This window comes from Corallococcus exercitus (assembly GCF_042231735.1).
In the GTDB taxonomy this organism is placed as follows: Bacteria; Myxococcota; Myxococcia; order Myxococcales; family Myxococcaceae; genus Corallococcus; species Corallococcus exercitus_B.
Genome location: NZ_CP102577.1, coordinates 5213285 through 5236497, shown reverse-complemented (window position 1 = coordinate 5236497; position 23213 = coordinate 5213285). Strand labels below are relative to the sequence as shown.

13 protein-coding genes are annotated in these 23213 nt (G+C 68.0%); 5 read left to right on the top strand and 8 right to left on the bottom strand.

Features of this window, described 5'->3' with window-relative positions:
- Nucleotides 1-16: 16 nt before the first annotated feature.
- The 8 genes from NR792_RS20380 to drmD all read right to left on the bottom strand — a co-directional run bounded on the left by NR792_RS20380 (nucleotide 17) and on the right by drmD (nucleotide 16832).
- Nucleotides 17-1573 (bottom strand): PPC domain-containing protein, encoded by a 1557-nt coding sequence (locus tag NR792_RS20380; RefSeq protein ID WP_375754330.1) that lies wholly within the window; start codon nucleotides 1571-1573, stop codon nucleotides 17-19.
- Between the two features lie 436 nt (nucleotides 1574-2009).
- Nucleotides 2010-2696, bottom strand: a complete 687-nt coding sequence (gene drmC / locus NR792_RS20375; RefSeq protein ID WP_375754329.1) for a DISARM system phospholipase D-like protein DrmC — start codon at nucleotides 2694-2696, stop codon at nucleotides 2010-2012.
- Entirely contained in the window at nucleotides 2693-4534 is a 1842-nt protein-coding gene (gene drmB, locus NR792_RS20370; protein ID WP_375754328.1) for a DrmB family protein, read from the bottom strand. The genes drmC and drmB overlap by 4 nt, the downstream gene beginning before the upstream one ends.
- Nucleotides 4521-7838 carry a DISARM system helicase DrmA gene (gene drmA, locus NR792_RS20365; protein ID WP_375754327.1) on the bottom strand — a complete coding sequence of 1106 codons (3318 nt, stop codon included), beginning with the start codon at nucleotides 7836-7838 and terminating at the stop codon, nucleotides 4521-4523. Before drmA ends, drmB begins: the two co-directional genes overlap by 14 nt.
- A gap of 84 nt (nucleotides 7839-7922) precedes the next feature.
- The gene (locus NR792_RS20360) at nucleotides 7923-8846 is read right to left on the bottom strand and encodes a type VI immunity family protein (protein ID WP_375754326.1); all 924 of its coding nucleotides are present in this window, start codon (nucleotides 8844-8846) and stop codon (nucleotides 7923-7925) included.
- Nucleotides 8843-9658 carry a hypothetical protein gene (locus NR792_RS20355; protein WP_375754325.1) on the bottom strand — a complete coding sequence of 272 codons (816 nt, stop codon included), beginning with the start codon at nucleotides 9656-9658 and terminating at the stop codon, nucleotides 8843-8845. The genes NR792_RS20360 and NR792_RS20355 overlap by 4 nt, the downstream gene beginning before the upstream one ends.
- Nucleotides 9659-9677: 19 nt before the next feature.
- A complete protein-coding gene (locus tag NR792_RS20350) occupies nucleotides 9678-13610 on the bottom strand; it encodes a DNA methyltransferase (RefSeq protein WP_375754324.1) in 3933 nt (1310 codons plus the stop codon).
- 33 nt (nucleotides 13611-13643) lie between these two features.
- Complete coding sequence (drmD, locus tag NR792_RS20345; protein WP_375754323.1) at nucleotides 13644-16832, bottom strand: DISARM system SNF2-like helicase DrmD; 3189 nt, start codon at nucleotides 16830-16832, stop codon at nucleotides 13644-13646.
- A 258-nt stretch (nucleotides 16833-17090) separates the two neighbouring features.
- Between drmD and NR792_RS20340 the strand changes: the two genes are divergently transcribed.
- The 5 genes from NR792_RS20340 (at nucleotide 17091) to NR792_RS20320 (ending at nucleotide 23202) form a co-directional block, all read left to right on the top strand.
- Nucleotides 17091-18371 carry a S8 family peptidase gene (locus NR792_RS20340; protein WP_375754322.1) on the top strand — a complete coding sequence of 427 codons (1281 nt, stop codon included), beginning with the start codon at nucleotides 17091-17093 and terminating at the stop codon, nucleotides 18369-18371.
- A 336-nt stretch (nucleotides 18372-18707) separates the two neighbouring features.
- Nucleotides 18708-20075, top strand: coding sequence for a 5-aminolevulinate synthase (hemA, locus tag NR792_RS20335; protein ID WP_375754321.1), 1368 nt, complete (start codon nucleotides 18708-18710; stop codon nucleotides 20073-20075).
- A 23-nt stretch (nucleotides 20076-20098) separates the two neighbouring features.
- Nucleotides 20099-20932 carry a TauD/TfdA dioxygenase family protein gene (locus tag NR792_RS20330; RefSeq protein WP_375754320.1) on the top strand — a complete coding sequence of 278 codons (834 nt, stop codon included), beginning with the start codon at nucleotides 20099-20101 and terminating at the stop codon, nucleotides 20930-20932.
- 11 nt (nucleotides 20933-20943) lie between these two features.
- Nucleotides 20944-21930, top strand: a complete 987-nt coding sequence (locus tag NR792_RS20325; RefSeq protein ID WP_375754319.1) for a 3-oxoacyl-ACP synthase III family protein — start codon at nucleotides 20944-20946, stop codon at nucleotides 21928-21930.
- A gap of 24 nt (nucleotides 21931-21954) precedes the next feature.
- Nucleotides 21955-23202, top strand: a complete 1248-nt coding sequence (locus NR792_RS20320; RefSeq protein ID WP_375754318.1) for an acetyl-CoA carboxylase biotin carboxylase subunit family protein — start codon at nucleotides 21955-21957, stop codon at nucleotides 23200-23202.
- Nucleotides 23203-23213: the final 11 nt, after the last annotated feature.

Sequence of the window (23213 nt, the reverse complement as noted above, 5' to 3'; positions counted from 1 at the left end):
TCTTGGAATGGGCATGTCAGGGGTCCAGGACCTCGAAGAGGACCGTGTGGTCGATGAAGCTCTCTTGCAGGGAGACGCTCATCGCGAAGTAATAGGTTCCCGCCGTGGGCAGGGTGAACTCCTTCACCCAGCGCGAGCCGACGTGCTGCCCGGGTGCCCGGATGGAGCGCCCCTGCGCATCGTAGAGCGTTGAGAACAGCTGCGCTCCGGTGGACGTGTCCCTCCAGTCGCCGCTGAGGCGATAGCGCCCCCCGGCGACGGCCTCGAAGGAGAGGTAGTCCTCGTCGATGAACTCAGAGATGTGCACGGTGACGGTCTGCGACGGTCCGGTCAGCGGCGTCGCGGTCTGCCGCGTGTCGCCGTGGTCGTCCAGGCCCAGGTCCTCGAACCGGAGCGTGTAGGGGGCGGACGTCCACCGCGCCCGCAGGATCAGGTCCCCCTGCACCCCCACGTAGTGGGAGGTTCCTTCCGTCTTGAAGGCCAGGACGATGTCGTTGAACCCCTCGAACTCGCCGCCCGGCGCCGCCGCGAGGACCCGACAGTCGGGCGGCGTGGCGCCGGGGGCGCAGGTCGCGCGGTAGTGGTGTCCGGGCTGGACGCTCAGCGCGAAGACGTCGAAGTCCGTACGGAAGTCGAGCCGCCCCTCGACGGACACCGTCCCCTCGGCGAGCGTGGTCGCGGTCTCCATGCGCTCACCGTGGTCCTCCGCTCCTTCGTCCTTCAGCCGGCACTGGTAGGCGGAAGGGGACGGGGCCCCCAGGGAGTTGTTGGCCTGGACGATGGCGACGAACCGCTCCGCTGGGGCCTTGAAGGCCGTGGAGGCCTGCAGCTCCGTGAAGTCCGCGCCGTTCACCCAGCTGACGCCGTAGTCCAGGACCGGATCAAAGAAGGACAGCCACCAGCCCTGGTGCGAGAAGTCGCAGCCCAACGAATAGACGTGGCCCGCCACGGTGGAGAACGAGAACACGTCGCGCTCCCCCGGGTGCTCTCCCTGCCCCACCAGGGGCTGCTCCGAGGGGGCCCAGGGGGCTGCCGTGGTGAGCAGGTCACCGTGCGCGTCCGGCCCTTGATCCACCAGGCGGAAGACCAGGTCCCGGGGGAACTCGAACGGCTCCGTCGAGACCTCCAGCGTGTAGAAGCCCTCCAGGGTGAACCCCGACCAGTGCGTGGTCAGGGGCGGAATCGCGACGCCGCCTTCCCGGCGTTCGAGGACGGCTCCGGACGGGTCCTTCAACGTCATGATGATGCGCCGCTGGTACGCCTCGATGAGGAAGTCGTAGTGCCGCCCGGCCTGTCCCAGGAAGGCGAAGCGGAGCGTGACCTGGGGGTCCGTCCACGCCACGGTGTGAACGCGCGTCGCGGACGGGCGCAGGAACGTGTGGCCCTCCGGAACGCCCGGCGGAGGGGGCTGCTCGGGCGTCCCGTCGTCCGGGCCCGCATCGGCCCCCGCGTCCGCACCCGACCCCGCGTCCACACCGGCATCCGGCCCCGCGTCGCCTCCCGCATCCACGCTCGAGCCCGCGTCCGGCAGGGGAAGCGGCTCATCCGGAGTGGACTCGCACCCCGAGCCCATGAACAGACACCAAGAAACGAGAAAGGCAGACAGCGAACGTGTTCTCAAAGACATCTCATGGGCTCCGGGGACGAGGAGCACCCTAGCCGAAGAGCGCCTGGGGGACCACGGCCGCCGTGTCAGGCTTCAAGACGGCAGGGAGGCGTCGCGACTGACACCGCGTGGATCCCAACGTGGCCCCGGGGATGGCCCCTCAAGCCTGCCTCCACACCTGCCGCACGCGAACACGTCCAGCGCGAAGCTCCTGCTTGAGCAGCCCGGCCCCATCCAGCGGCGGCGTGCGCTCCTGCCTCGTCGCTGCCAAAGGCGGCTCACCTGCCTCTTCCGGCTTCAGCTCCGCCCCGCGTGAGGGAACGTCTGGCTGCCCCGTCACACGGAGACGCAGGCCGCGACGCCAACGGACGTTTCGAGCACCCCGAGCTGAAGGGGGCACCCTTCAAGAAACCCGGGTGAACCATCCACCCGTGAAGAATTGGGCTTCCAGCACCGCGGCCAGATGGGCATCGTCGAGCAGCACGCCCACTTCGACGTTTCGCGTCTGACCGCGGTCGGTGAAGTTCGCGGACGTGACGAAGACCCGGCGCCCGTCCACCACGACGCACTTCGCATGCAGGCTGGCGAAGACGCCCTTCGCGGGCGCGAAGCCGTAGCGCTCCGGGAAGGGCGGGCCAAACGGCCAGTGCTCTCGCAGGAACCCGGTGGCGACAGGGGCGTCGGCGAAGAGTCGGCAGCTCACACCCCGCTGCATGGCTTCGTGAAGAGGCCTCAGCACGTCCGCCGCGTGGTCGAACGCGAACCCCGCCAGCAGGACGGTGGTCGTGGCCCCGCGGAACAGGTCAGCCAGCACCACGGCGGTGTCCCGGGCCCCGCTCCAGCGGGACTCCGGACCCGTCCAGACCAGCTCGGGCCGCCGAGTGCCATTGCGCCGCTCGGCGAGGACCGCGTCCAGCACGGCGAGGGCCGCGTCGCGCCCGAGCGCATTCAACGCCAGCGCTTCGTCCGCGAGCAGCTCCAACCCCTCGCCCTGGATTCCCAGGCGCGACAGGGGAAACGAGAGCCGGTGGCCCGCGAGCGCCGCTTGGAGCCGCTCCAGGTCTGAAGTCGAGAAGCGGCTCAGGTTCACGGCGTTTTCAAGAAGGCGACGTCCTCGTGACCTAGCGTGGGCACGACGAGGACGCGGTCGAGGTACTGGTTGAAGCGCTCGCAGGAGCACTCGGGAACGAAGAGACAGCTATGGCAGGCGGCACCCTCCAGGTTGCGGTCGTCGCGGCCGACCGGGTCGTGGTGCGCGCAGACCGGGTCATTGGAGCACAGGCGGGCGGCCTCCCATGCCCGTGAGACGTGCCGCCCCAGGCGCCGGCCTTCCTCCACCAGCCCGCCCAAGGTGCCCTCCGTCCCCGTGGTGCCCGTCATCAACAGGATGCCCGCCATGGGAACGGCCGCGTCATGCGGCGCGCAATACAGCCGCTCGCGGATGGAGCTGGCGGGATAGCCACACTCCAGTGCCACCTCCGTCATCAACAGGTGCGCCAATGAGTGGAGCAGGTAGAGCCGGACGCCCGGGAAGGGGAGCTTCGACTTTGAATGCTTCTGCCAACGCTCCCATGCCTTGAACAGCACCTGGGTTCGCCTCAGCACGGGTTCGGAGAGCTCCCATTTGTGCACTTGCTCTTCGCTGAGCACCAACAGCACGCCCTCTCCCTGCATCTCCGTGACGGGCACCCAGTCCCGGTGCAACGACAGGGGCGCGAGTTCCACCTCCAGGTCGTAGCGGCCCTGGAGGTCCTTGGTCAGCGGTTCCAGGCGGGTGAAGCCGACCTGCGCCTGCACCTCGCGGAGCCGCCTTGCCAGCACCACGCGCTCGACCTGGGACGGTAGCCCCTTGGGCCGTGCGATGCGCCGGGCCCAGAAGAGCTCGGAGCGGTCCTTCGGCATCTCGCCGGGCTTCTCCTCGGGCTGTGAGAGGAATTGGAGCCACTCGGCGGTCCGGATCTCCGGCACATCTTCGGGCCTGTTCTCCCGCTCCGCTGTGATGGCCTCAAGTACCGCCTCGTTCGTGGCGTCCCCCAGGGCCTCCTTCACGTTGGGGATGTTGCGGAAGGCGGGGAGCACTTCCGCGGTGGCGACCTGCAGCACGCTCCAGACGGACCGGACCTTGCGCTGGAGCGATTCCGGTTCGGGGATGGTGATGGCGCTCGTGGTCTGCGCGAAGTAGCCATTGCTGGCGGTCCGGATCAGCAGTCGCTGTTTCTCCTCGCAGCGCTCCTTCGCCTCAAGACCCAGCCAGGGCCGCTCGCCCCCGCAGCGGTGCTGCTGGTCCTTCACTGTCATGTCCACCAGACGCCGACGCTTGCCGCACGTCGTGCAGGACACCTGGATGTCGTTGAAGTCCGCAGAGACGCCTTCCTCCAGCTTCAGTTGGGGGGCGTCGCAGGGCGCGTGCTCGTGCATCCACCAGGGCCAGTCGATGTCCGCGAGGTGGCCGCGCCGACAGGCCGCGACGAAGCGCACGGGCACGCAGCGCTCCGGCTTCGACTCCACGCCCGGACACCGATGACGGTACGTCTGGTTCACCCGCTCCAGGCTGTTCGCCTTGACCATGGCCCGGCACCGGGGGTTCTGACAGACGAACCAGCGCGGGAACTCATACACCTGGATGCCGCAGCCCTCCGACGCCTCCCGCTCGTCACCCGCGGGTGGCTTGCGGAAGGGGGCCTCCTTGCTGAGCGGCCACTTGTTGCGCTGGAAGAGCGGCTCCACGATCTCCAGGAGCCGCGGCTCGTTGACGATCTCCCCGCTTCCCTTGAGCCGCCAGAAGTCCAGCCCGCCCACCAGCACGGCGTCATCCACCAGGTCCAGCATGCTGCCCGGACCGAAGGTGGACACCACCTGGCTCTGGCGGATGCGGCCGTCCGGGGGCTTCGTCGACCGGGCCTTCGACCACTTCCTAGGGTTCGCCATCCGTCACCTCCTCCTTCGCTGCCTTCGGGGCTCGGTAGCCGCCGAGCGGCTGCCTCTGGATCCACAAGTGCACGGCGGGCTCCACGTCGCGCATGGACAGGGGCGCCTCGAATTTGAGTTCGTCCTGCGTGGGGGCGTCATCGGGGTTGTCCAGGGCGGTGCGCAGCAGCGCCCTGTAGCCCTTCCCTTCCGGGTCCAGACGTGAGTACGCGCGCTGGGCGGCGTCCTTTTTCGCCTGCTCGATGAGGGTGTGCCACGAGTCCAGCAGGCTGCGTGCGCGCTGCATCACGATGCCGCTGGCGCGCTCGGACTCCTCCTTGGGCAGGTTCCGTCCGGCGCGCTTCGCGAGCTCCTCCAGCTTCGCCTCCAGCTCGCTCCGGTGCGCCTGGAGTGACTTCCACTCGAGGGGGGCGGTCATGGCGGTGTTCAGCAGCCGGCCCAATGCCACCACCACGCCCGCGAGCCCACGGTCGAGCGCCGGGGCGGAGAAGGGCGTCACCGAGGTGGCCTCGACGGCGCGGTAGAACGACTCGTGGTACTTCCCGAAGCGCTCGTAGTGACTGCGGTCACGCGGCCGGGCGGCGTTGAGGCACGTCACCACGAGACCTGGCTTGTCCGCGTTGCGGCCCACTCGGCTGGATGCCTGGATGTACTCGCTGGTCGTCTTGGGTTGACCGGCCACGACCATGAGCCCCAGCCGGTCGATGTCCACGCCCACGGAGATCATGTTGCTGGCGAGCACGACGTCGATGCCCTGGGGCTGGTCGTGCGTGAGGTCCAGCCGGTTCTTCGCGGCCTTGATGTCCGCGGTCTTCTCCCGGCTGGTCAGCTCGATGGGCTCACCGCGGAGGGTCCGCCCCTCGTACCAGGGGTGGGGGGCCTCCTTGCCGAAGTCCTCTGGCCGGCGCTGGACCCGGTTCATCACCTGCCGCCGCACTTCGTCCTCGACGAGCCGGCGCATGCCGCCCAGCTCCCGCAGACTGTTGAAGTAGCCCACGAGCGTCAGGTACGGGTCGGCATCCGCCTTGCCTTGAAGTTGTTCGCCGCGCGCGGCGGCGGCGAGCACGCTGACGTAGACGCGCAGGAGGGTGGCCTTCATGGCCCGGCCCGGCGCGGCGACCCCCAGGTACTGGCGGGCGCCCTTCTTTCCCACGGAGGCGAAGAACGTCTCCGAGGCATTCACGCCGGGCGGCGGGAAGAGCGCCACGGTCCGCCCATAGAGGCGGCCCACCTGCTGCTCGGAGCGGCGCACCGTCGCGGTGGAGGCCACCAGCTTGGCCCGGGGCGCCAGCGTCAGCACCGCCCCCTCGTAGAGCCCCACCATGGAGCCCAGGGGGCCGGAGATGAGGTGCAGCTCATCTTGCACGATGAGCTCCGGAGGCCGCAGCCCCCCTGGCAGCTTCACGAGGGCCGCTCTCAGCGCGGGCGCGGCATCGCAGGGCCCCACGAAGCGCTTGCCGGTGCGGCCCAGGGCCCGGCCGAAGAGGAGGCCCGTCTCACCCCGCCAGGGCAGCAGCGCGAACTTGTCCACGGTCGCGACGAGGAAGCACGGCAGCTCCCGGTAGATCTGCTCGTCCACGAAGAGCACCGGCAGCCCTTCCGGGTTGCGGCCCAGGTTGAAGGCGCACTCGATGTTCGCGCAGCCGACCAGCACCTCGTCGGGCTTCGTCTTGGACGGCCGCAGGATGAAGCAGTCCCGTTCGAAGTCGGCGCCACACCAGGGACATGTCGCGAGCGGGAAGGGTGACTGGGCCCGGACACTGTTGTCGTTCTTGTAGTCGGTGAGCTGGGTTGCGACCTGCTCCAGCGTGTTGGCCGTGGCGGAGCGGCCGACCCACAGGCCAATGGAGAAGCGGACGTCCCCCAGTCGCTTCGGCTCCTGCTGGCGCAGCACGTCCAGCGCGCAGATGAGCGTCGCGGCGCGGCCGAGCTGGTCGAGTGTGAGCAGCCGCAGCGTGTAGCGCAGCAGCACCGCCACCCCCAGGCCCTTGTCGTCACGCGACTGCCCGCGCAGGCGGCGCAGCAGCAGCGTGAAGGCGATGAGGCCCAGGTAGGCCTGCGTCTTTCCTCCGCCGGTGGGGAAGAAGATGAGCTCCACCTGCTCGCGGTCGGCGTGCGCCTCGTCCTCCACGGACGGGAGGTTCAACAGGATGAAGGCCAACTGGAAGAGGCGCCACCCGGGGGCGCGGTCCGGTCGTGCCTTGCGCTCGGCCTGCGCCATCACGCTGTTCATCCAGCGGAAGGCGTCGAAGGCGAGCGGCTCTCGTACCAGCAACCGGATGCCTTCCTCGATGCGGCTGGCCGCGAGGTACGCGCGGCGCACGAGGTCATCCCGCGTCTCCTGCCGGTGGATGCTGCCCACGTCGATGGACGCCTGTTCTCCGATCCATTTCCGGTAGGCCTCTACCAGGGGGAGCAGCGCCACCTCCGCCTCCGCGGGGGTCGCGAGCGTGGCGAGCTTTTCCATCCCGACGATGTCGTCGGTCAGCTTGCGGGCCTCCACCGGCAGCACCTCGACGCGCGGCAGCCAGTCCGTCTCCACGCGCCGCACGGGCAGGGCCGCCGCGTCCACGCGCACGGACACGCCGTGGCCCACCGCCCACTCCCGCTGGTCGCGGAACTGGAGGTCGTTCACGCGGTCATCGCGATCCGGGCTCTCTTCGTCGCTCGAATCCTGGCGGCCGATGAAGCCCTCGGCGCACTCCAGCGCGAGGTGGGTCTGGAAGGCATAGGCCGTGTCGCGCGCGTTGCTGGTGGGGGCAGCCGGGCGCGCGTTCACGAGGAAGACGGCGGCGGCGAGGTTCCCGTCAGGGGTCTTCTCCACGCGGCCTTCCAGCCGCAGGCCCCGGCTGTCCGGGACCTCCACCCCCAGGCGAAGCGCCGCGTCGTCCATGGGCACGGGGAGGGTGCGCTGGTGGAACTTGCGGCTCCAGTGCTTGCGGTCCCCCACCTCGATCTGCTGGTAGTCGGCCCAGCAGACGTGCGCCGTGAGCTGCCGGGTCGCGGGCGGGGTGAAGACCGTCAGCCCCATGGAGGCCGGAAGGTGGCGCACCTTCTTGACGGTCGGGTCCGCCTTGGACGCCTCCTCGTCGTCCACGTCGTCGCCCGCACCCAGCTCGTCGTCCTCTTCGTCGGGCTCGTCCTCGATTTCCCCCTGGTCCAGGGGGACGAGGAAGCCCGTGAGGTACCAGCGCGACGGAGAGACGCGGAGCACCTCCGGCGCGTCCGACACCGCGGCTCCCGGAGGTTTGCGGAAGGGCCCCACGAGTTCCGCTTCCAGTGCATCGATAAGGTGCGACCGCACCGCCCCAGCGCCACCGCTCGACGTCGTCATTTCGCGTCGAGTCTACGCCGTATTCCTCGCAAGATGTCACCCGGGCGGGAGAGCTCACCGGCAGAGGCGGCGGAGCCATTGGTGCATGAAGGTCTCCTCCGGGGGGACGCCGTGGTCGCGGTCCTTGTAGAGAAAGGGCTCCAGGACTTTCGCCAGCGCCCGGTACTGCGGGGGGATGGGGCCCTTGTGGGTGTCGATGGCGTCAGGCCACTCGCCCAGGGAAATCATCAGGCGTTGGCTGTCCAGGGACAGGAGGGCGACTTCGGGGAAGGGCAGTGCGCGCCGCAGGCCCTCGACGCCGCCGAGCTGCCCGAGCAAGGGCTGGCCGAGGAAGGTGAGCCAAGAGGCCCCCCGGGCGCCGGTGCCGATGTAGTCGCTGATCTCCTCCACGAAGTAGCGGTCCACGCCCAGGTATCGGTCGAGCAGGACGGCAAGGTCGTTCCCCTGAGATGCGACCCAGTTGGCGCGTGCCGCGACGACGGCCAGGCTGGCATAGCCGAAGCTGAAGGGCAGCTCCCACGCGAGCTTGAAGGCCAGGGCGCGCAGCGCGTCCGGGCCATGCTCCAGCAGGTACTCGGTAGGGACGGCGAAGGACACCCCGGTGGTGGGATCCGTCTTGATGAACCCTGTGGGCGCATCGAGCTTCCGGCCGTAGTACTCGAAATGGTAGCCATCGGTCTGGCTGTCATTCCCCGACAACTCGGCGGTCCAGGCGGTTCCCCATGTACGTTCAAGCAACCGTTCGCGGATGACCTCCCAACCCTTGTCGTCGAGTCGGGCCGTGTCGCCATCATCCGAGTCATACCAGTTCAGTGAATTGGCAGGGACTGCACGAAGATAGATTTGCAGGGCGCGCCACACGGCGGGGGCCACCTCCTGGTGGTCCCGGTGGAGGAAGAAGGACAGGACAACGCCGTCGCGGGCCGCGATGCTGCCGTCCCTGTACCGCAGCCGGATGACGGGAAGGTTTTCTCTCACGGAGTGACTCCCTTCCTGGGCGAGATGAGCATGGCCTCTCCTCCCAATGCCTTTTTGTAGAGGTCGCCCTGCTTCCTGCCGGCATAGGCACTGTGCTCTCCATAGGGTGTCCATCGCGGCTCATTGGAGGCAGGGCAGGGGAACTTGAAGTCCAGGGTGAGCGCGGCCTTGAGCAGGTTGCGGTCCGCATGAAGGACGAGGTCGGGTTTGAGGGTGCGCCAGAGTTCACGGGTACAGCCCTGGGCGATGAGGCGCGCTTCCTGCTCGCGGCTGATGGTCTCCAGGATTCCGGCATTCGGATAGTAGCGATAGCGCTGCTCGATGCTGAAGGGCGCGGGCCATCGTTCTTCCAGCACCTCGCGGGCGCACTGGAGGGCGAGCACGTGCTTCTGGAGGCCGAGCTGCATGGCCCGGGTGATGGGTTTGACGCAGCCGTCCTGCTCCACCTCCTCGCCGCACTCCTCGCGTGTCGGGGGACGGTTGCCGAAGAAGCGGGCGTTGACCTGTCGTTCGGCCAGCCGGGCGCACTCCGCGAGGCGCTCTTCGAGTTCCCCCACCGCGTTGTCACTCTTCAGCAGGGTGAGCAGGAGTGGGACGCGTTGGATGAACTCGGAGGCTGCGGCCCGGGTGGCAGTGGTGGTGGTGATCCTCGCGGACAGGGCCGCGGCATGGCGGACGCTCGCGACGGTCTCTGTGTCGAGGCGCAAGTCCTCGCGGGCGGAGCGGTGGGGGCCGCTGGCACAGGCCATGAGCAGGGCACTGGCCCATAACAGGCGCGCGGACTTCCAGCGGGTGGCCTGGTGATGGGGCATGGTCGTCTTCCCGTGCAAGTCAGGCGGTCTTCTTCGCGCGCGGCTTCCTGGCTTTGGCGGTGGCGGCGCCGAGGAGGGCTTCTTCGCGGGCGCGCTGGGCGTTCAGGTCGAAGAGGCGGTCGAGGACGTCGTCTTCGAAGGCTTCAAGCTGGGCCGTGGTGGCGCCGCAGTACGGGGGCACCTGCACGCCGGTCCATCCATAGGCGTCGAGCACCGCGCGGTCCACCGCCTCGTGTAGCGTGCGCAGGGACTGCACCGCTGGGTCCGTCACGGTGTCGTCCTTCAGTCGGTTGTATGTCGTTGTCAGGCCCACGCCGTTCGCCGTCATGTACGCGCGGCGTTCGGTGTCGAGTTGTGCTCCCAGGGCGTCGAGTTCGGTGAATGCCAGTTCTGGGGGGAAGGGGAAGGTTTCGAAGCAGTCGGAGGCGGAGTAGTTGAGGTCCACTCGCATTGTTGACGAGAGAAGCCGTGCCCAGACCTCGTGGATGCGCGACTGGAGTAGCGTCAAGTAACGGTCATGAGTGACCGGAAACACCTGTGCCTTGTGCGAGAAAACGTTGGCGCTTGCCAGCCAACTGAACATCAGGTGCTTCGAGACGATGCTGGTTGCGAGGCAGCGGTCGAGGGGGCGGAGGGCTTGGTAGAGTTCAGGACGAGGCCGGATGAACTGCCACCAGAACTGCTTCGCGCCTTTGTCTTTTACCTTGTCCCTCTCGGGCTTCACCAGCTCTCGCACAAGGCGAAGCAGGTCCGGCCACTGCTCGGCTTCCTCCAATTCCATCTGCCCGAAGTTGATGACGTGTCTTTCGAGCCGAGGGTCGGGGTCGGAGTTGATTTCCTCTCCGCCGATATAGCGGAAGAGACGTTCGGCATTCTTCGGGTTCTTCGCGACCAGCTCCGCTCGCTGCTGTGGGCTGAGCACGAAGCCCATGCCGAGGACGATGCTGCCCTGAAAGCTCTTGCTCTCATTGGCATTGAGCGCCACTGGATCAGGTTGCTCCGGCTTGCCGCGCAGCCGTGAGTTCAGGTGGTCCACGGGGTGGCCATCAAGCCGTGGCTCCAGAGGAAAGTCGGAGACATGGCCCTTCGCCACATGCACCACCGACACCGCGACGTTGGCCCCGGGCACCGGCCATTTCATCGACCGCACGGCCTCGTAGAGCTGGGCGCCATGGTCTACCAGGAACTTGAGCCCAGTGGCCCGCGTGTCTCCCTGTGCAATGGTATTGGTGGCAATGAAACCAATGGTCCCGTGCGCGCCGAGCAGATGGAAGGCGCGGCGGAAGAAGTGCGCGGCAAGGTCGGCGTTGCCATGCGCGCCTTCGTGAATCATTTGCAGCCACGGGAGGTAGCCTTCTCCACCCGCATCGCTGATGCCGTTCTTTCCTGCGAAAGGCGGGTTGCCGACGAAGCCATCCACCCACGCCACTTTGTTGCTCTGCTCCTTGTCGAGCGGATCCGGCCGCTTCCCGTGGAACACCTCCGGGAACTCAAGCGGCCAGTGGAACGCCCAGCCAGGGGATGACAACCCTCGCACAGCCTCCGGCATGGGCGGGGGCACCCCACCCTCCGCCGTCGCGAGCCATGCACCGAGCGCATCGAGCCGCCGGACGCGCTCCTTCTTACGCTCCTTGTCCGAATCACCGGCGAAGAACGCCCCCACGCAAGCATCGGCGATGCGCTTCACCGGCTCTAGCGCCTCGTCGGCGTCGCGGAGCAGGTTCTCCTTCTGTCTGGCCGGATCCAGCCCGAGCTGCATCGGCCGCTTCACCGCAGGCTGCTCCAGGTCGAGCGCGAGCTGGAGGATGGCCTGCCGCTTCGCGAGCGCCACCGAGAGCGCCTTCGTGAAGACCGCTTGCGCCAGGTCGTACTGCTTCTGCTTCCCCGTATCCCAGTGGAACGCGCGGATCTGCTCCAGGTCGAGCCCGACGAGCGAGTCGCCACACTTCAGCGCGTGGTCCAGGAAGGTGAACGGCTCCCCCTTCGCCAGCGTCACCAGCCACAGCGACAGCTTCGCGAGGTTCACCGCCCAGGGGTTCTTGTCCACCCCGTACAGGCAGCGCTGCGCCACCAACCGGCGCGCGCGCATCACCACGTCCTCGTCCTTGGGGGCGCCGTTCAGCACACCCTCGCGCGTCCACGCGGCGACGACCTGATCCGCGAGGAAGCGGCAGGCCTCGACAAGGAACGCGCCGGAGCCCATGGCCGGGTCGCAGATCTTCAGGTTGAGCAGCCGCTCGGACGCCGGCTGCTCCCCCATCGCCTTCAGCAACGGCTCCAGCGCGCGGCGCACGATGGGCGCCGAGAGGCTGCGCGGGGTGTAGTGGCTGCTGGTGCGGCGGCGCTCGGCCCCGGGCTGCAACACGAGCTGCAACGGCCGGCGCGTGTCGATGCCCTTGACCCGGTACGGCTCCAACGCCGTCAGGACGTCCGCCTCGGTCTTCGCCTGCTCCAGGGCCTTCGCGGCGGCCTTCGCCGCCTTCGCATCCAGCCCGCCCTCGTCCTCCAGCCACGCACCGCGACGGCTCGCGGGCTGCTCCAGCACCTCGTCGGCGGAAACCCAGACCCTGGATGGCTTGAGGCACACGCCGGCGCCCGTCAGTCGCTTCACGTGGAAGCCCATCAGCGCCTCGTACACGGAGCCGATCTGCTCCACGTCGAGCGACTGGTAGCTGAGCCGCTGGCCTTCCAGGACGATGAGCCTTTCCAGCACCCGGTAGACGGTCTCGTCATCCACGGACGGCGGCTTCACCTCCGCCCGGGCCCGCGCCTCCACCGGCGCGCCCCCGACGCTCCAGCCCTCCAGGAAGGGGAACGCCTCCGGGTTGAAGAGCTGCCCGCGTCGCGACGGCATGTGCAGCTTCCCGTGCGAGGCGCCGAAGAAGATGCAGCGGAACAGCGCAAGCAGCCGCGGCCACGCGCCGAAGCGCCGGTTCATCGCATCGGGATGCTGGCCGGCATCTTCAAGCAGCTGCTCGTACAGCGCCTTCACCGACAGGTCCTCGGCGTAGGGCTCCTGGTCCACGGGGAGCAGCCCCCGGTCCTCCGCGTACAGGACGAATACGAGCCGCAGGAGCGTCGAGAGGAGCCCGCCGTACACGTGGTCCTCCCCACGCGCGAGGGCGTCGTCCAGCGACTTCGTGCCGTCGCGCTCGGCGGCGGACTCGAAGCCCGCGAGGAGCAGGTTCAGCGCTTCGAGCACCTGCTCCGCCAGCGCCTCGGTGACGTTGGCCTGACGGCGGCGGGACTGTTCAAGCAGCGCGGGGAGCTGGTGTTCAGGCAACACGCCGAAGAGCCGCCGCGCGTGCAGCAGCATCACCATGGCGTCGAAGAGCGGCCGGCCGCTGGCGGTGACGAGGTCCGCGAAGCGGAAGGTGAGGTGGCCCGTGGATTCGCCATGGGGCGCGTACACGAGGCGCACGGAGACGCCGTTGAAGAGCAGGCCCACCGGTACCCGGGCCGCGCGGAGCAGCCGCTCGAACTTCGCGGTGGGGCCGTAGAACCAGGCGCCGGTGACGGCCTCCTTCGCGTCCAGGTCGAGGCCCGGCGGAAGCTCCCACGTCAGCAGGACGAAGCCCTCGCCGGCCCGGCTGGTGGGCGTGGAGTCGTCAGGGAGGCCTTCCGGCTTCGGTGGCGGCGGGCCACGCCGCAGGAGCCCCCGCGTGGGCACGAGGGTCTGTTGCCCCTCCACGATGTCCAGCCGCAAGTCCTCCGGGAACGCCGTGACGAAGGCGCCGTCGGGGTAGCCCAGCACTTCGCGCAGGAAGCGCGGCACGTCGCTCACGCGGGGCGACTCCGTGCCGGCCAGCGCGATGAGCTTGTGCTGCTCCGTCACGGGCAGCCGCTGCATGCACTGCGCGTCCTCCAGCACCGGCACCGACACCACCAGCCCCTCGATGGGCTGCGCCATGCCCAGCCACGTCTCGTGGTAGCGGCGTTCGACGTCACTCATGGACTGCCCTCACGCTTGCTTCCCGCCCGGTTTTCATCGCGAACTCGGCCACAGGTACACCATTCCCACCGGCGTCAGCCGGGCCAGCCGCACGTCATAGGTGGCCTTCAGCGACTCCGGCTGCTCGTCGAGCTCCTTCGCCAGGGCCGCGAGGCGCTGCTCCAGGTGGCCCCTGTCGCGCCGCTGTTGCTCAAGCTCGTCCTTGACGGTGAGCTTGAGCTCCAGCTGTGCCCCCAGCGCCTCCTGGATGGTCTCCCGCTGCGTCAGGAGGATCTGCGTCAGCGCCTTCGCCTCGCTCGCACCGCGCTGGGCCAGCAGCTTGCGCGCGGCCTTCTCCAGCCGCGACGACTCCTCTTCGACGGAAGGCCAGAGCGCCGCGAAGTCAGAAGACGCACTGGCCAGGAGCCGGGCCTGGACCGCGCTGGAGGTCGCCGACAGCTCGGGTGCCTCGGCCAGCGTGACCTCGAGCTGTTCGATGACCCGACGGTCCGCCTCTTCGCCGAAGGGCTTCAGGTGCCCCCTGCCGCCGCCGTCGAGCCACTTCGCGGACACGGAGACCACCTCGTCATGGAGCCGCGCCGCTCCCGCGCCGAAGAGCGAGAGCCGCCCGAAGACGATGACGCGCGCCACGGCGTCGCGCTTGCTGTTCACCACCGTCACGCGGCTCAGGTCGTTCGCGGAGAAGCCCTGCGCCAGGTAGCGCTGGAGCACGCGCTGCACGATGGGATGGGACAGGTGCAGGTGCGCGAGCTTGCTGGCCACGCCCTGGGGCGCCTCGAAGACCACGGGCGAGAGCGGGCGCTTGCGCCACACCCATGGCGCTTCGTCCTTCTCCCGGCGGGGACGGATGCTGTCGAGCGTCCGGCTCCAGGACGCGGGTAGGGCAGGCACCTTCCAGGCCTCCAGCGGCTTTCCTTCCTCGGTGACGGCCTCGCGTACGAGCCGGGTCGAACCCGCCAGCTCGAAGCCCACGTCCAGCGCGTCACGCAAGAGGGCGGAATCGAAGTCCATCACCTTACGACTGCGGTCGCGGATCTCCCCGATGGCGTCGAGCTCCTTGCGCAGGGCCTGCAGCTCCCGCTGCGACTCCAGCTCCCGCTTCGCCACCTCCGTGCCGGTGGAGGTCGCGGCCCGCTCGAGGCTTTCGAGCGTGTCCTGGGTGATGCCCGAGGAGAGGGCTTCGTGCAGTTGGTCCATCAGGACGCTGCCCAGGCTGCCCAGCTCGCGGGCGATGGTGTCCACCTTGCGAGCCACGGTGTCGAGCACCGCGTCCTCGGTGCGTTGGGCGTAGATGAAATAGCCGCAGCGCACGACGGGCTCTGGTTGCAGCGTGCGGTCGATGCGGCCATTGCGTTGTTCGAGGCGTGAGGGGTTCCAGGGGAGGTCGAAGTGGAAGAGGTCGGCGCAGTGCCCCTGGAGGTTGATGCCTTCGCGGGCCGCGTCGGTCGCGAGCAGGACGCGCACGGGGAACTCGTCCAGCGGGCCGTTGAAGGCCTCCTGGACCTCTGCGCGCTTCGCGTCGTCGAGCCCGCCGGTCATGGTGCGGATGCGCTCCTCCCCGCGGTGCGTCCCCTCGAAGGCGGCGGTGAGCTGCTCCTTGAGGTAGCGAAGCGTGTCGCCGTACTCCGTGAAGACGATGACGCGGCGGGGCTTCCAGTTGGCGCCCCGGGTGAGCGGGCACAGGTGTTCGCGAATCCACTGGAGCAGCGCGAGCAGCTTCGCGTCCCGCCCGGTGCGGTGCTTCGCGCTCACGTGCAGCATGTCGTCGAGGAGCTGGCGCGCCTGGATGTCCACCGGCAGGCCCTCACTGGCCTCGCGGATGTCCTCCTCGAAGGCCAGCTCCAGGGATTCGTCCGTCTCGCCGTACTCCTCGGGGAGCGTGTCGCCAGGGGCCTCGCGGCTTCCCGGAGCCAGGGCGCCCGCCCCGAAGGCAGCGGCGTGGACGGACAGCGTGCGGTGGAAGGCCTCCACGCTGGAGAGGAGGCGCTTCTGCAGGTTGATGAAGACGAGCCGGCCTTTCGTCGAGCCAGGAGCCATGAGCTGCGTGTAGCGGGCGAGCTTCGTGGCGAGGTCCAGCTCGGCGGTGGACCCCTCGCCGAGGTCGACGCGGCGCTCGAAGGTCTTCCCATCGGGGCCGGGCCACTCGGCGCTCCAGCGCCCCGCGGAATGGGTCAGGCGCACGCCCAGCACCTGCCGCTCGGGGTACTGCTGCGCGGTGCCCAGTGCGCGCAGGTCGCTCTTCAGCCGGCGCACCATCACCGGCGCCAGTTGCGACTCCCGCACGCGGGTGCCCCGGGTGAAGCGCTGGGGGTCGAGCATCTCCAGCAGCGCGGAGAAGCTGTTGGAGTGGCCGTTGTGGGGCGTGGCGGACAGGAAGAGGCGGTGCTCGAAGTGGTCCGCCAGCGAGCGGATGCTGCGGGTCGTCTCGGTGTCGACGGCGTACCGGCTGGCGGAAGCTGGTGCGACGACATGCGCCTCGTCGAGCACCAGCATCGCCTTGTGGCGGCCCTTCTCCTCCAGCAGCGTCTTGAGCGGCTCGAAGTACTCGCTGCGACGCAGCGTCTGGTACGACACGATGAATCGCGAGTGAGTGCCCCAGACGGGAACCTGGAAGCCGCGCTCCTGGCGGCGCCGCGAGACGAACTCGCTGTTGAAGATCTCGAAATGGAGGCCGAAGCGCTTCTCCATCTCATCACGCCACTGAAGCGTCACGGACGCGGGGCAGACGATGAGCACCCGGTCCACACGCTGGCGGAGCATCAGCTCCTGCATCACGAGTCCCGCTTCGATGGTCTTCCCGAGGCCCACGTCGTCCGCGATGAACAGGTTGACGCGAGGAAGCTCGAGCGCCTTCTTGAGGGGGGAGAGCTGGTGGTCGAGCAGGTGGATGCCGGCACGGAAGGGGGCCTGGAAGAGCCGGGCGTCCGTGGCCGTCACGGAGCTCCACTTGAGTGCATGGAGATAGGCGGCGAAGCGGCGCGGCTCGTCGAGCCCCGTGGGCGTCCCAAGCCCGCCCTGCGCGGGGCGGATGACGCGCGCGCCGAGTTCGCGCTCCCAGAGCACGGAGAGCGAGCGACCCTGGGCATCGTCGTCGAGGCAGGTGAGGCGGACCAGGGTGTGGTCCTCGCGGACACCCTCGGGGGCGATCACTTCTTCGACGAGGTACTGGCGGTGACGGACCTGCGCGATATCCCCGGCGCACGGCATGGTGTCGGAAGGCACGGCGCGGAATCTAACCCGTGACGGCGTGGATTGGGACGCGGTTGCGTTCGCGCAGGACGTGTCTCCGCGCCTCCCAGGCAGCGTGGACGGTCCCAGGTGCTCCAGGAGGGCACGCACCCCACCGGGAGCCGTCAGGGACGCCAGCACCCTCTTCCTACAGCGTACGTTTCGCGGCCCCGCGGGGCAGGGACCGCTTTGGGTCAGAAGGCGTTTACTTCACTGGGAAGGCCGTGCCAGTGCCACCCCCGGGGGGAACCCATGTCGCTGAAGCTCCTGTCGCGGACGGTCGCGTCCGCCTGCGTGCTGTTCCTGCTGTCGGCGTGCCAGAGCGCGGGCAATCCCATCCCGCCACCCGATGACACGCCCTGCCGTGGCTCCGCGTCCGTCCAGACACCCGTGCGCGAGAAGTTCCTCAGGGTCGCGAAGCCGGTCCCCGGTGAGTACGTCGTCGTGCTCAAGGAGCCCCGGGAAGGGGACGCCGCGCCGACGCCGGTGGTGGTCGCGCGGCTCCTGACCGAGCGCTTCGGCGGCAAGGCCTTCCACGTGTACGCGCACGCCCTGCGGGGCTTCGCCGCGCGCATGAGCGAGGCGCAGGCCCGTGCCATGTCCTCCGCGCCCGAGGTGGAGTACGTGCAACAGAATGGCGTGGTGACGCTTGCCGGGAGCCAGTCCGATGCGACGTGGGGGATTGACCGCGTCGACCAGCGCGACCTGCCGCTCAATCAGCTCTACCAGTACCAGACGCAGGGCCGGGGGGTGCACGTGTACGTCATCGACACGGGCCTGCGCCCCACGCACCAGGACTTCGCCGGGCGGGCGGACATCGTCTTCGATGCCGTCGACGACGGCCGCGACGGCGTGGACTGCAACGGCCATGGCACCCATGTGGCCGCCACGGTGGGCGGCAATGTGTATGGCATTGCCAAGAGCGCGTCGCTGCACGCCGTGCGCGTGCTGGACTGCGAGGGCTCCGGGACGACGGCGGGCGCGGTGGCGGGCGTGGACTGGGTGACCGAGCACCACCAGTCCCCGGCGGTGGCCAACATGAGCCTGGGCGGCGGGGCAGACGCGGTGCTCGACGATGCCGTGCGCCGCTCCATCGCGTTGGGCGTGACGTATGTGCTGGCGGCGGGCAACGAGAACCAGGACGCGTGCAAGCGCTCTCCCGCGCGCACCGCCGAGGCCATCACCGTGGGGGCCACCACCAGCGTGGACCGGCGGGCGTCCTTCTCCAACCATGGCGACTGCGTGGACGTCTTCGCGCCCGGCGAGGGCATCCTCTCGGCCTGGGCCAGCGATGACATGGCGACCCGAGCGCTGAGCGGCACGTCGATGGCCGCCCCGCATGTCACCGGCATCGTCGCGCTCTTCCTGGAGGCCCATCCCACCTCCGCGCCGCAGGAGGTCATCACCGCCATGACGGGCAACGCCACGCCGGACAAGGTGACCAACCCCGGGCGCTGCTCACCGAACCGGATGGCCTACTCGGGCTTCATCACACCCCTGCGGGCCCCCACCGTCCGGAACAGCGGGGAGTAGGCACGTCCTGCGTCCGCATCGAAGCGGCCTGAGTCCATGTGCAGCGCTCGCTGGGAGCTGTGCGGGGGATGCCCGTTGAGGGCCGTCCCTCCCGCGACCAGCCCTTCTGACCTCTGGCATGGGCGAGCTCTCTGCCCATGCGGTGGGCGGGCCGCCTGCTCACCTGTGATGCGCTCGTCCACCGGCCCCAGCCAGGGCGCCCGAGCCGTCACATTTTCCCCCCGGCACTTCTAACTACTGGAGTGCCTGAGCCAGGCGCGTCAGCGGGGAAAACTCATCAACAAGGAACTGCTCGTCCGCAAGTGAGCGGCCCCCTGGCTTTGCGGGGTCGCAGGCATGGCTCACGACCAGAGGCGAGTGGTCCGCCCCTATCTCCAGGCCACACCCATCGCCCCCGGATGCGAAACCACCCTGAACAAGAAGGCAAGGATGTCATTTTCTCGCGATGAAGCCACCTTCGCGTCCGCGCACAAGCCGCACGACTCTACCGATGAAGTGATGGCAAGAGCCGCCCGCGGTCTCATCGAGCGCCTGCGCGCGGAAGGAGCCTACAGAGACTTCCTCCCGTTGCACCGCGATAACGAAGCCTACCCGTATGCCTTCACGCACGAAATAGAGGGTGTGCACCGCATCAACGTCTTCTGCTCGAACGACTACCTGGGGATGAGTCGCCATCCCCTCGTGCTCGAGGCAGCGGAGCAAACACTCTCCAAGTGCGGTCTGGGCTCGGGCGGCTCGCGCAACATTTCGGGCACGACGGTGTACCACGCCGCGCTGGAAGAGGAGATGGCGCGCCTGCACGGCAAGGAGGCTGCCCTCCTCTTCAGCACGGGCTACGTGGCCAATGAAGAGACGCTCGGCGCCCTCGCCAAGCTCATGCCGGAGCTGATTCTTCTTTCAGATGAGAAGAACCACCGCTCGATCATCGAAGGCATCCGCAAGAGCAAGCTGCGCAAGGTCATCTTCGAGCACAACTCCATCGAAGACATGGAGCGCAAGCTCCAGGCGCTTCCCTACGCCGCGCCGAAGATGATCGTGATCGAGTCCATCTACTCGATGGACGGCCACGTGGCGCCCCTCGCCGACATCGTTCGCCTCAAGCACCGCTACAACGCCATGATCTATCTCGATGAGATCCACGGCGTAGGTGTCTTCGGCGAGAGTGGCGCAGGAGTGGCCGAGGACTGCCGTATGGCCGGGGAGATCGACATCATCCAGGGCGGCTTCGGCAAAGCCTACGGCGGCACGGGCGGCTACATCGCGGGAAGGGCCGAGCTCATCGATGCCATCCGCCTGGTGGCGCCTGGCTTCATCTTCACGACCTCGCTTCCACCAATGCTGCTTGCCGGCAATCTGGCCGCGGTGCGCCATCTGCGTCAAAGCAATACGGAGCGCACGAACCTCTTCAGGAACGTTGCCCTGCTCAAGCAGGGGCTGCTGCAGCGAGGGCTTCCGGTCATGGACAGCCAGAGTCACATCGTCCCTGTCCTGATCGGTGATGCGTTCAAGTGCAAGATGATCTGCAACGGCTTGCTCGGCAAGTACGGCATGTACGTGCAGCCGATCAACTTCCCCAGCGTCAACAAGGGGCAGGAGCGCCTGCGCGTCATCGTGTCCTCGGAGCACTCTCCCGATGACGTCCGCGCGTTCGTCGACGCGCTGGCCGACGTCATGTCCAACCCCACCCACGCCTGCGCAAGCTGAAGCCGCGCGAGAGGAAATCCACCGTGGACCTCACCACAATCGCCCTGAACAATCACTTCGGCGCTGAAGTCCTGGGCCTCGACGTGCGCCATGCCCAGGAGGCCGGTGACGAACTCAGGCAGCTTCTTCTGGAGCACCAGCTGCTCCTCATCCGCGGCCAGGAGCTTTCGGCGCGGGAGCTCGTCGACTTTGCCCGCGGCCTTGGCACGATCAAACCGTTCCTGCTCTCCAACTACCTTCATCCGGAGTTCAAGGAGATATTGATCACCTCCAACGAGACGGTGGACGGCAAGCCACTGGGCGTGGCACGCGTCGGAAGCTTCTGGCACTCGGACTCGTCCTATATCCAGAGTCCCGCGAACACGACGATGCTCTACAGCATCAAGGTCCCACCCTCGGGCGGCGACACGCTGTTCTCCTCGGCGTACAGGGCCTGGGACGAGCTCGACGGCAGCCTCAAGGCGAAGCTGCACAACAAGACGGCCGTCCACACGATCCGGAAACGCTACAAGGCCACGGCCGCCGACGTCGGCTTCTCGCTCCATGAAATCAACGAGCAGCTCAAGGTCAAGGTGCCCGACGTCGAGCATCCGGTCGTCCGGCGGCATCCACTCACGGGGCGGCCCGCGCTCTTCGTAAGCGAAGGCTACACCCTGAGGATCAATGGCCTCGACGCGCAGGAAAACGCCGACCTGCTGGCGTATCTGCACGAGTACATGACGAGCGAGGACAGGGTGTACCGCCACCAGTGGCGCGTCGGCGACATCCTCCTCTGGGACAACCCCTCGCTCATCCATGCGGCGGCACCGACGGACCCGAACATCCCGCGGACGATGTTCCGCATCACGGTCGAGTGAAGAGGGAGTCCATGGGCTTGGGCATACGAGGCATTGGTCTGGTGCTTCCGCCGACGAAAGTCTCGGCGGAGGAACTGGCGGCGAGTTCGGGGATCCCGCTCGCCTTCTTCCGGGAGCAACTCAGGCTCAAGGAGAAGCCTGTCGCGAGGGAGCAGCATCCACTCGACCTGGCGCTTGCGGCGGTGGAAGACCTCCAGCGCCAGGCCCCGTTCGAGCCCGCGTCGGTGGACTTGATTGTGTATGCCTCGACCGGGCTCACGGACTACCTCTTCTGGTCGCCCGCGGCCAAGGTGCAAGCCGCGCTGGGTGCCACGAATGCGTACTGCTTCGAGGTCGGCAACGCATGCAACTCGCTCAACCTCGCGTTGCACCTCGTGGATGGCCTCATGGCGGCAAACCCCTCATATCGGCGCGCGCTCATCGTGTGCGCCGACACGCTCTCGCGCTATGTCGACCCTGCCGACCCGGAAGCCCGGAGTATGTTCAACTTCGCCGATGCGGCGAGCGCGTTGCTTTGCGACCGCGACGCGCCACGCATGCGACTCGTGCGTACCGTTCTGGCGACGGACTCCGCTTACGTCGATGCCTACAGGCTTTCCTGGGGCGGCTCACGGGCGCTGGGGTCCGAGCAGGTTCGCCAGAGCATTCAATACACGCGCATCCAGCACCCTGAAAGCCTGCACGGCCAGTACACGCGCTACATCACCTCGCTCGTGGAGCGGCTTCTTCGCGAGACGAAGCTGGGGCGCGAAGACATCGACTTTCTCTTCATGAACCAGGGCGACCACCGCCTGGTGACGGAGACCCTGGAGCGCTTGGGCCTTCGTGAGGAGCAGTCCTGCTTGAGCTACGAGACCTGCGGGCATCTGGGAACAACGGATGTCGCCTTCGCCCTGCGTCGAGGTCTGGACCATGGCCTGTTCCAGCCCGGGGCGAACATCGTCACGGTCTCCAGCGCCGTGGGCTTCTCGTGGGGCGCATCGTTGATCACCTTCTGAAACCTTTTGGAGAGACCCCCCCTCATGAAGATTCTTGTCATGCACACGGTGCCGTACCGGAAGATGGAATACCACCGCGCGCTCGACCACGACGCGCACGACATCACCTATATCGGCGCGCCACACCGCATGGCGGACCTTCCGCCCGGGCTGCCGGCCACGCGCATCGTGATTCCTGGCATCGAGAGCCGCAGTACCGAGATCTGCCGCGAGGTGTCGCCCGAGGATGGCTATGAGTGGGTCATGGCCCTTTCGGAGTTCGATCTCCACGAGGCCGGAAGAGTGCGCGCGCACCTGAACGTTCCGGGCCCGCGCTACGAGGAGCTCCTCAAGTACAAGGACAAGGTCCTCATGAAGACGCTCGTGCGCGGCGCGGGGGTTCGTGCGCCAGACTTCGTGGACCTGCGCGGCATGGACCGCGGCCGACTCGCCTCGCTCCGCGACTCCCTGGCGTGGCAGGGCCGGACGATCCTCAAGCCCATCCTTGGCGCGTCCAGCGTTGGCGTGCACCGGTTCGAGTCGCCGCAGGAAGCCATCGACTTCCTCCTGACCTCGCCCGAGGCGGACACGTACTTCCAGGATGGCGATCTGGAGGAGTACGTCGAAGGCACGATTCTTCACGTCGACGGTGTGTCGGAGGGCGGGGCGCCGCTCCTCATGGTCGCAAGCCGCTACATCAACACTCCGCTGGAGTATGTCGGCGGGAAGCCTTTGGGCTCCATGCAGTTCAAGCTTTCGGAGGACTACCGCGCCTTCTTCACGGCGAGCCTGCGGGCGGTGGGGATCACGGACGGCGCCTTCCACCTCGAAGTGATCGAGGGCCCGCGCGGCCTCGTCTTCATGGAAGTGGCCAACCGCGCCGGTGGCGGCGACATCATCCCAACCACCGAGGCCAGCACGGGGCTTCACATCCCGTCCGAGGAGATCAAGGTCCTCCTGCGCAAGCAACGGCGGCTGCTCGGCATTCCCGACGATGGCGAGCCACGGAGCACACCGTTCCTCAAGGACTCGGGACCGTGGTTCGGCTGGTTCTGCATCCCAGGGCACCAGCTCGAGAGCGCTCATGCCCGCGTCGAGTTTCCGGATTGGATGGCCGGCTCCAGCAACATCGTGAAGCTCGCCGTGACGCACGAAGAGCGCCCGCTCCTCAAGTCCGTGACCCACCAGTACTGGGAAGTGGCGACCGCGGGCATCGTCCAGGGACAGGACAGCCGCGAGGTGGAAACGCTCGTGCGCAGAATCTGCGACGAAGTGAGAGTCATTCCGGTGTGAAAGGGGGGCGG

Bases quoted from the DNA above. Each gene is read 5' to 3' on its own strand.
- NR792_RS20380 (WP_375754330.1), bottom strand. From the start codon at position 1,573: ATGGGCTCGGGGTGCGAGTCCACTCCGGATGAGCCGCTTCCCCTGCCG.
- drmB (WP_375754328.1), bottom strand. From the start codon at position 4,534: ATGGCGAACCCTAGGAAGTGGTCGAAGGCCCGGTCGACGAAGCCCCCG.
- NR792_RS20355 (WP_375754325.1), bottom strand. From the start codon at position 9,658: ATGCCCCATCACCAGGCCACCCGCTGGAAGTCCGCGCGCCTGTTATGG.
- NR792_RS20350 (WP_375754324.1), bottom strand. From the start codon at position 13,610: ATGAGTGACGTCGAACGCCGCTACCACGAGACGTGGCTGGGCATGGCG.
- NR792_RS20340 (WP_375754322.1), top strand. From the start codon at position 17,091: ATGTCGCTGAAGCTCCTGTCGCGGACGGTCGCGTCCGCCTGCGTGCTG.
- hemA (WP_375754321.1), top strand. From the start codon at position 18,708: ATGGCTCACGACCAGAGGCGAGTGGTCCGCCCCTATCTCCAGGCCACA.
- NR792_RS20325 (WP_375754319.1), top strand. From the start codon at position 20,944: ATGGGCTTGGGCATACGAGGCATTGGTCTGGTGCTTCCGCCGACGAAA.
- NR792_RS20320 (WP_375754318.1), top strand. From the start codon at position 21,955: ATGAAGATTCTTGTCATGCACACGGTGCCGTACCGGAAGATGGAATAC.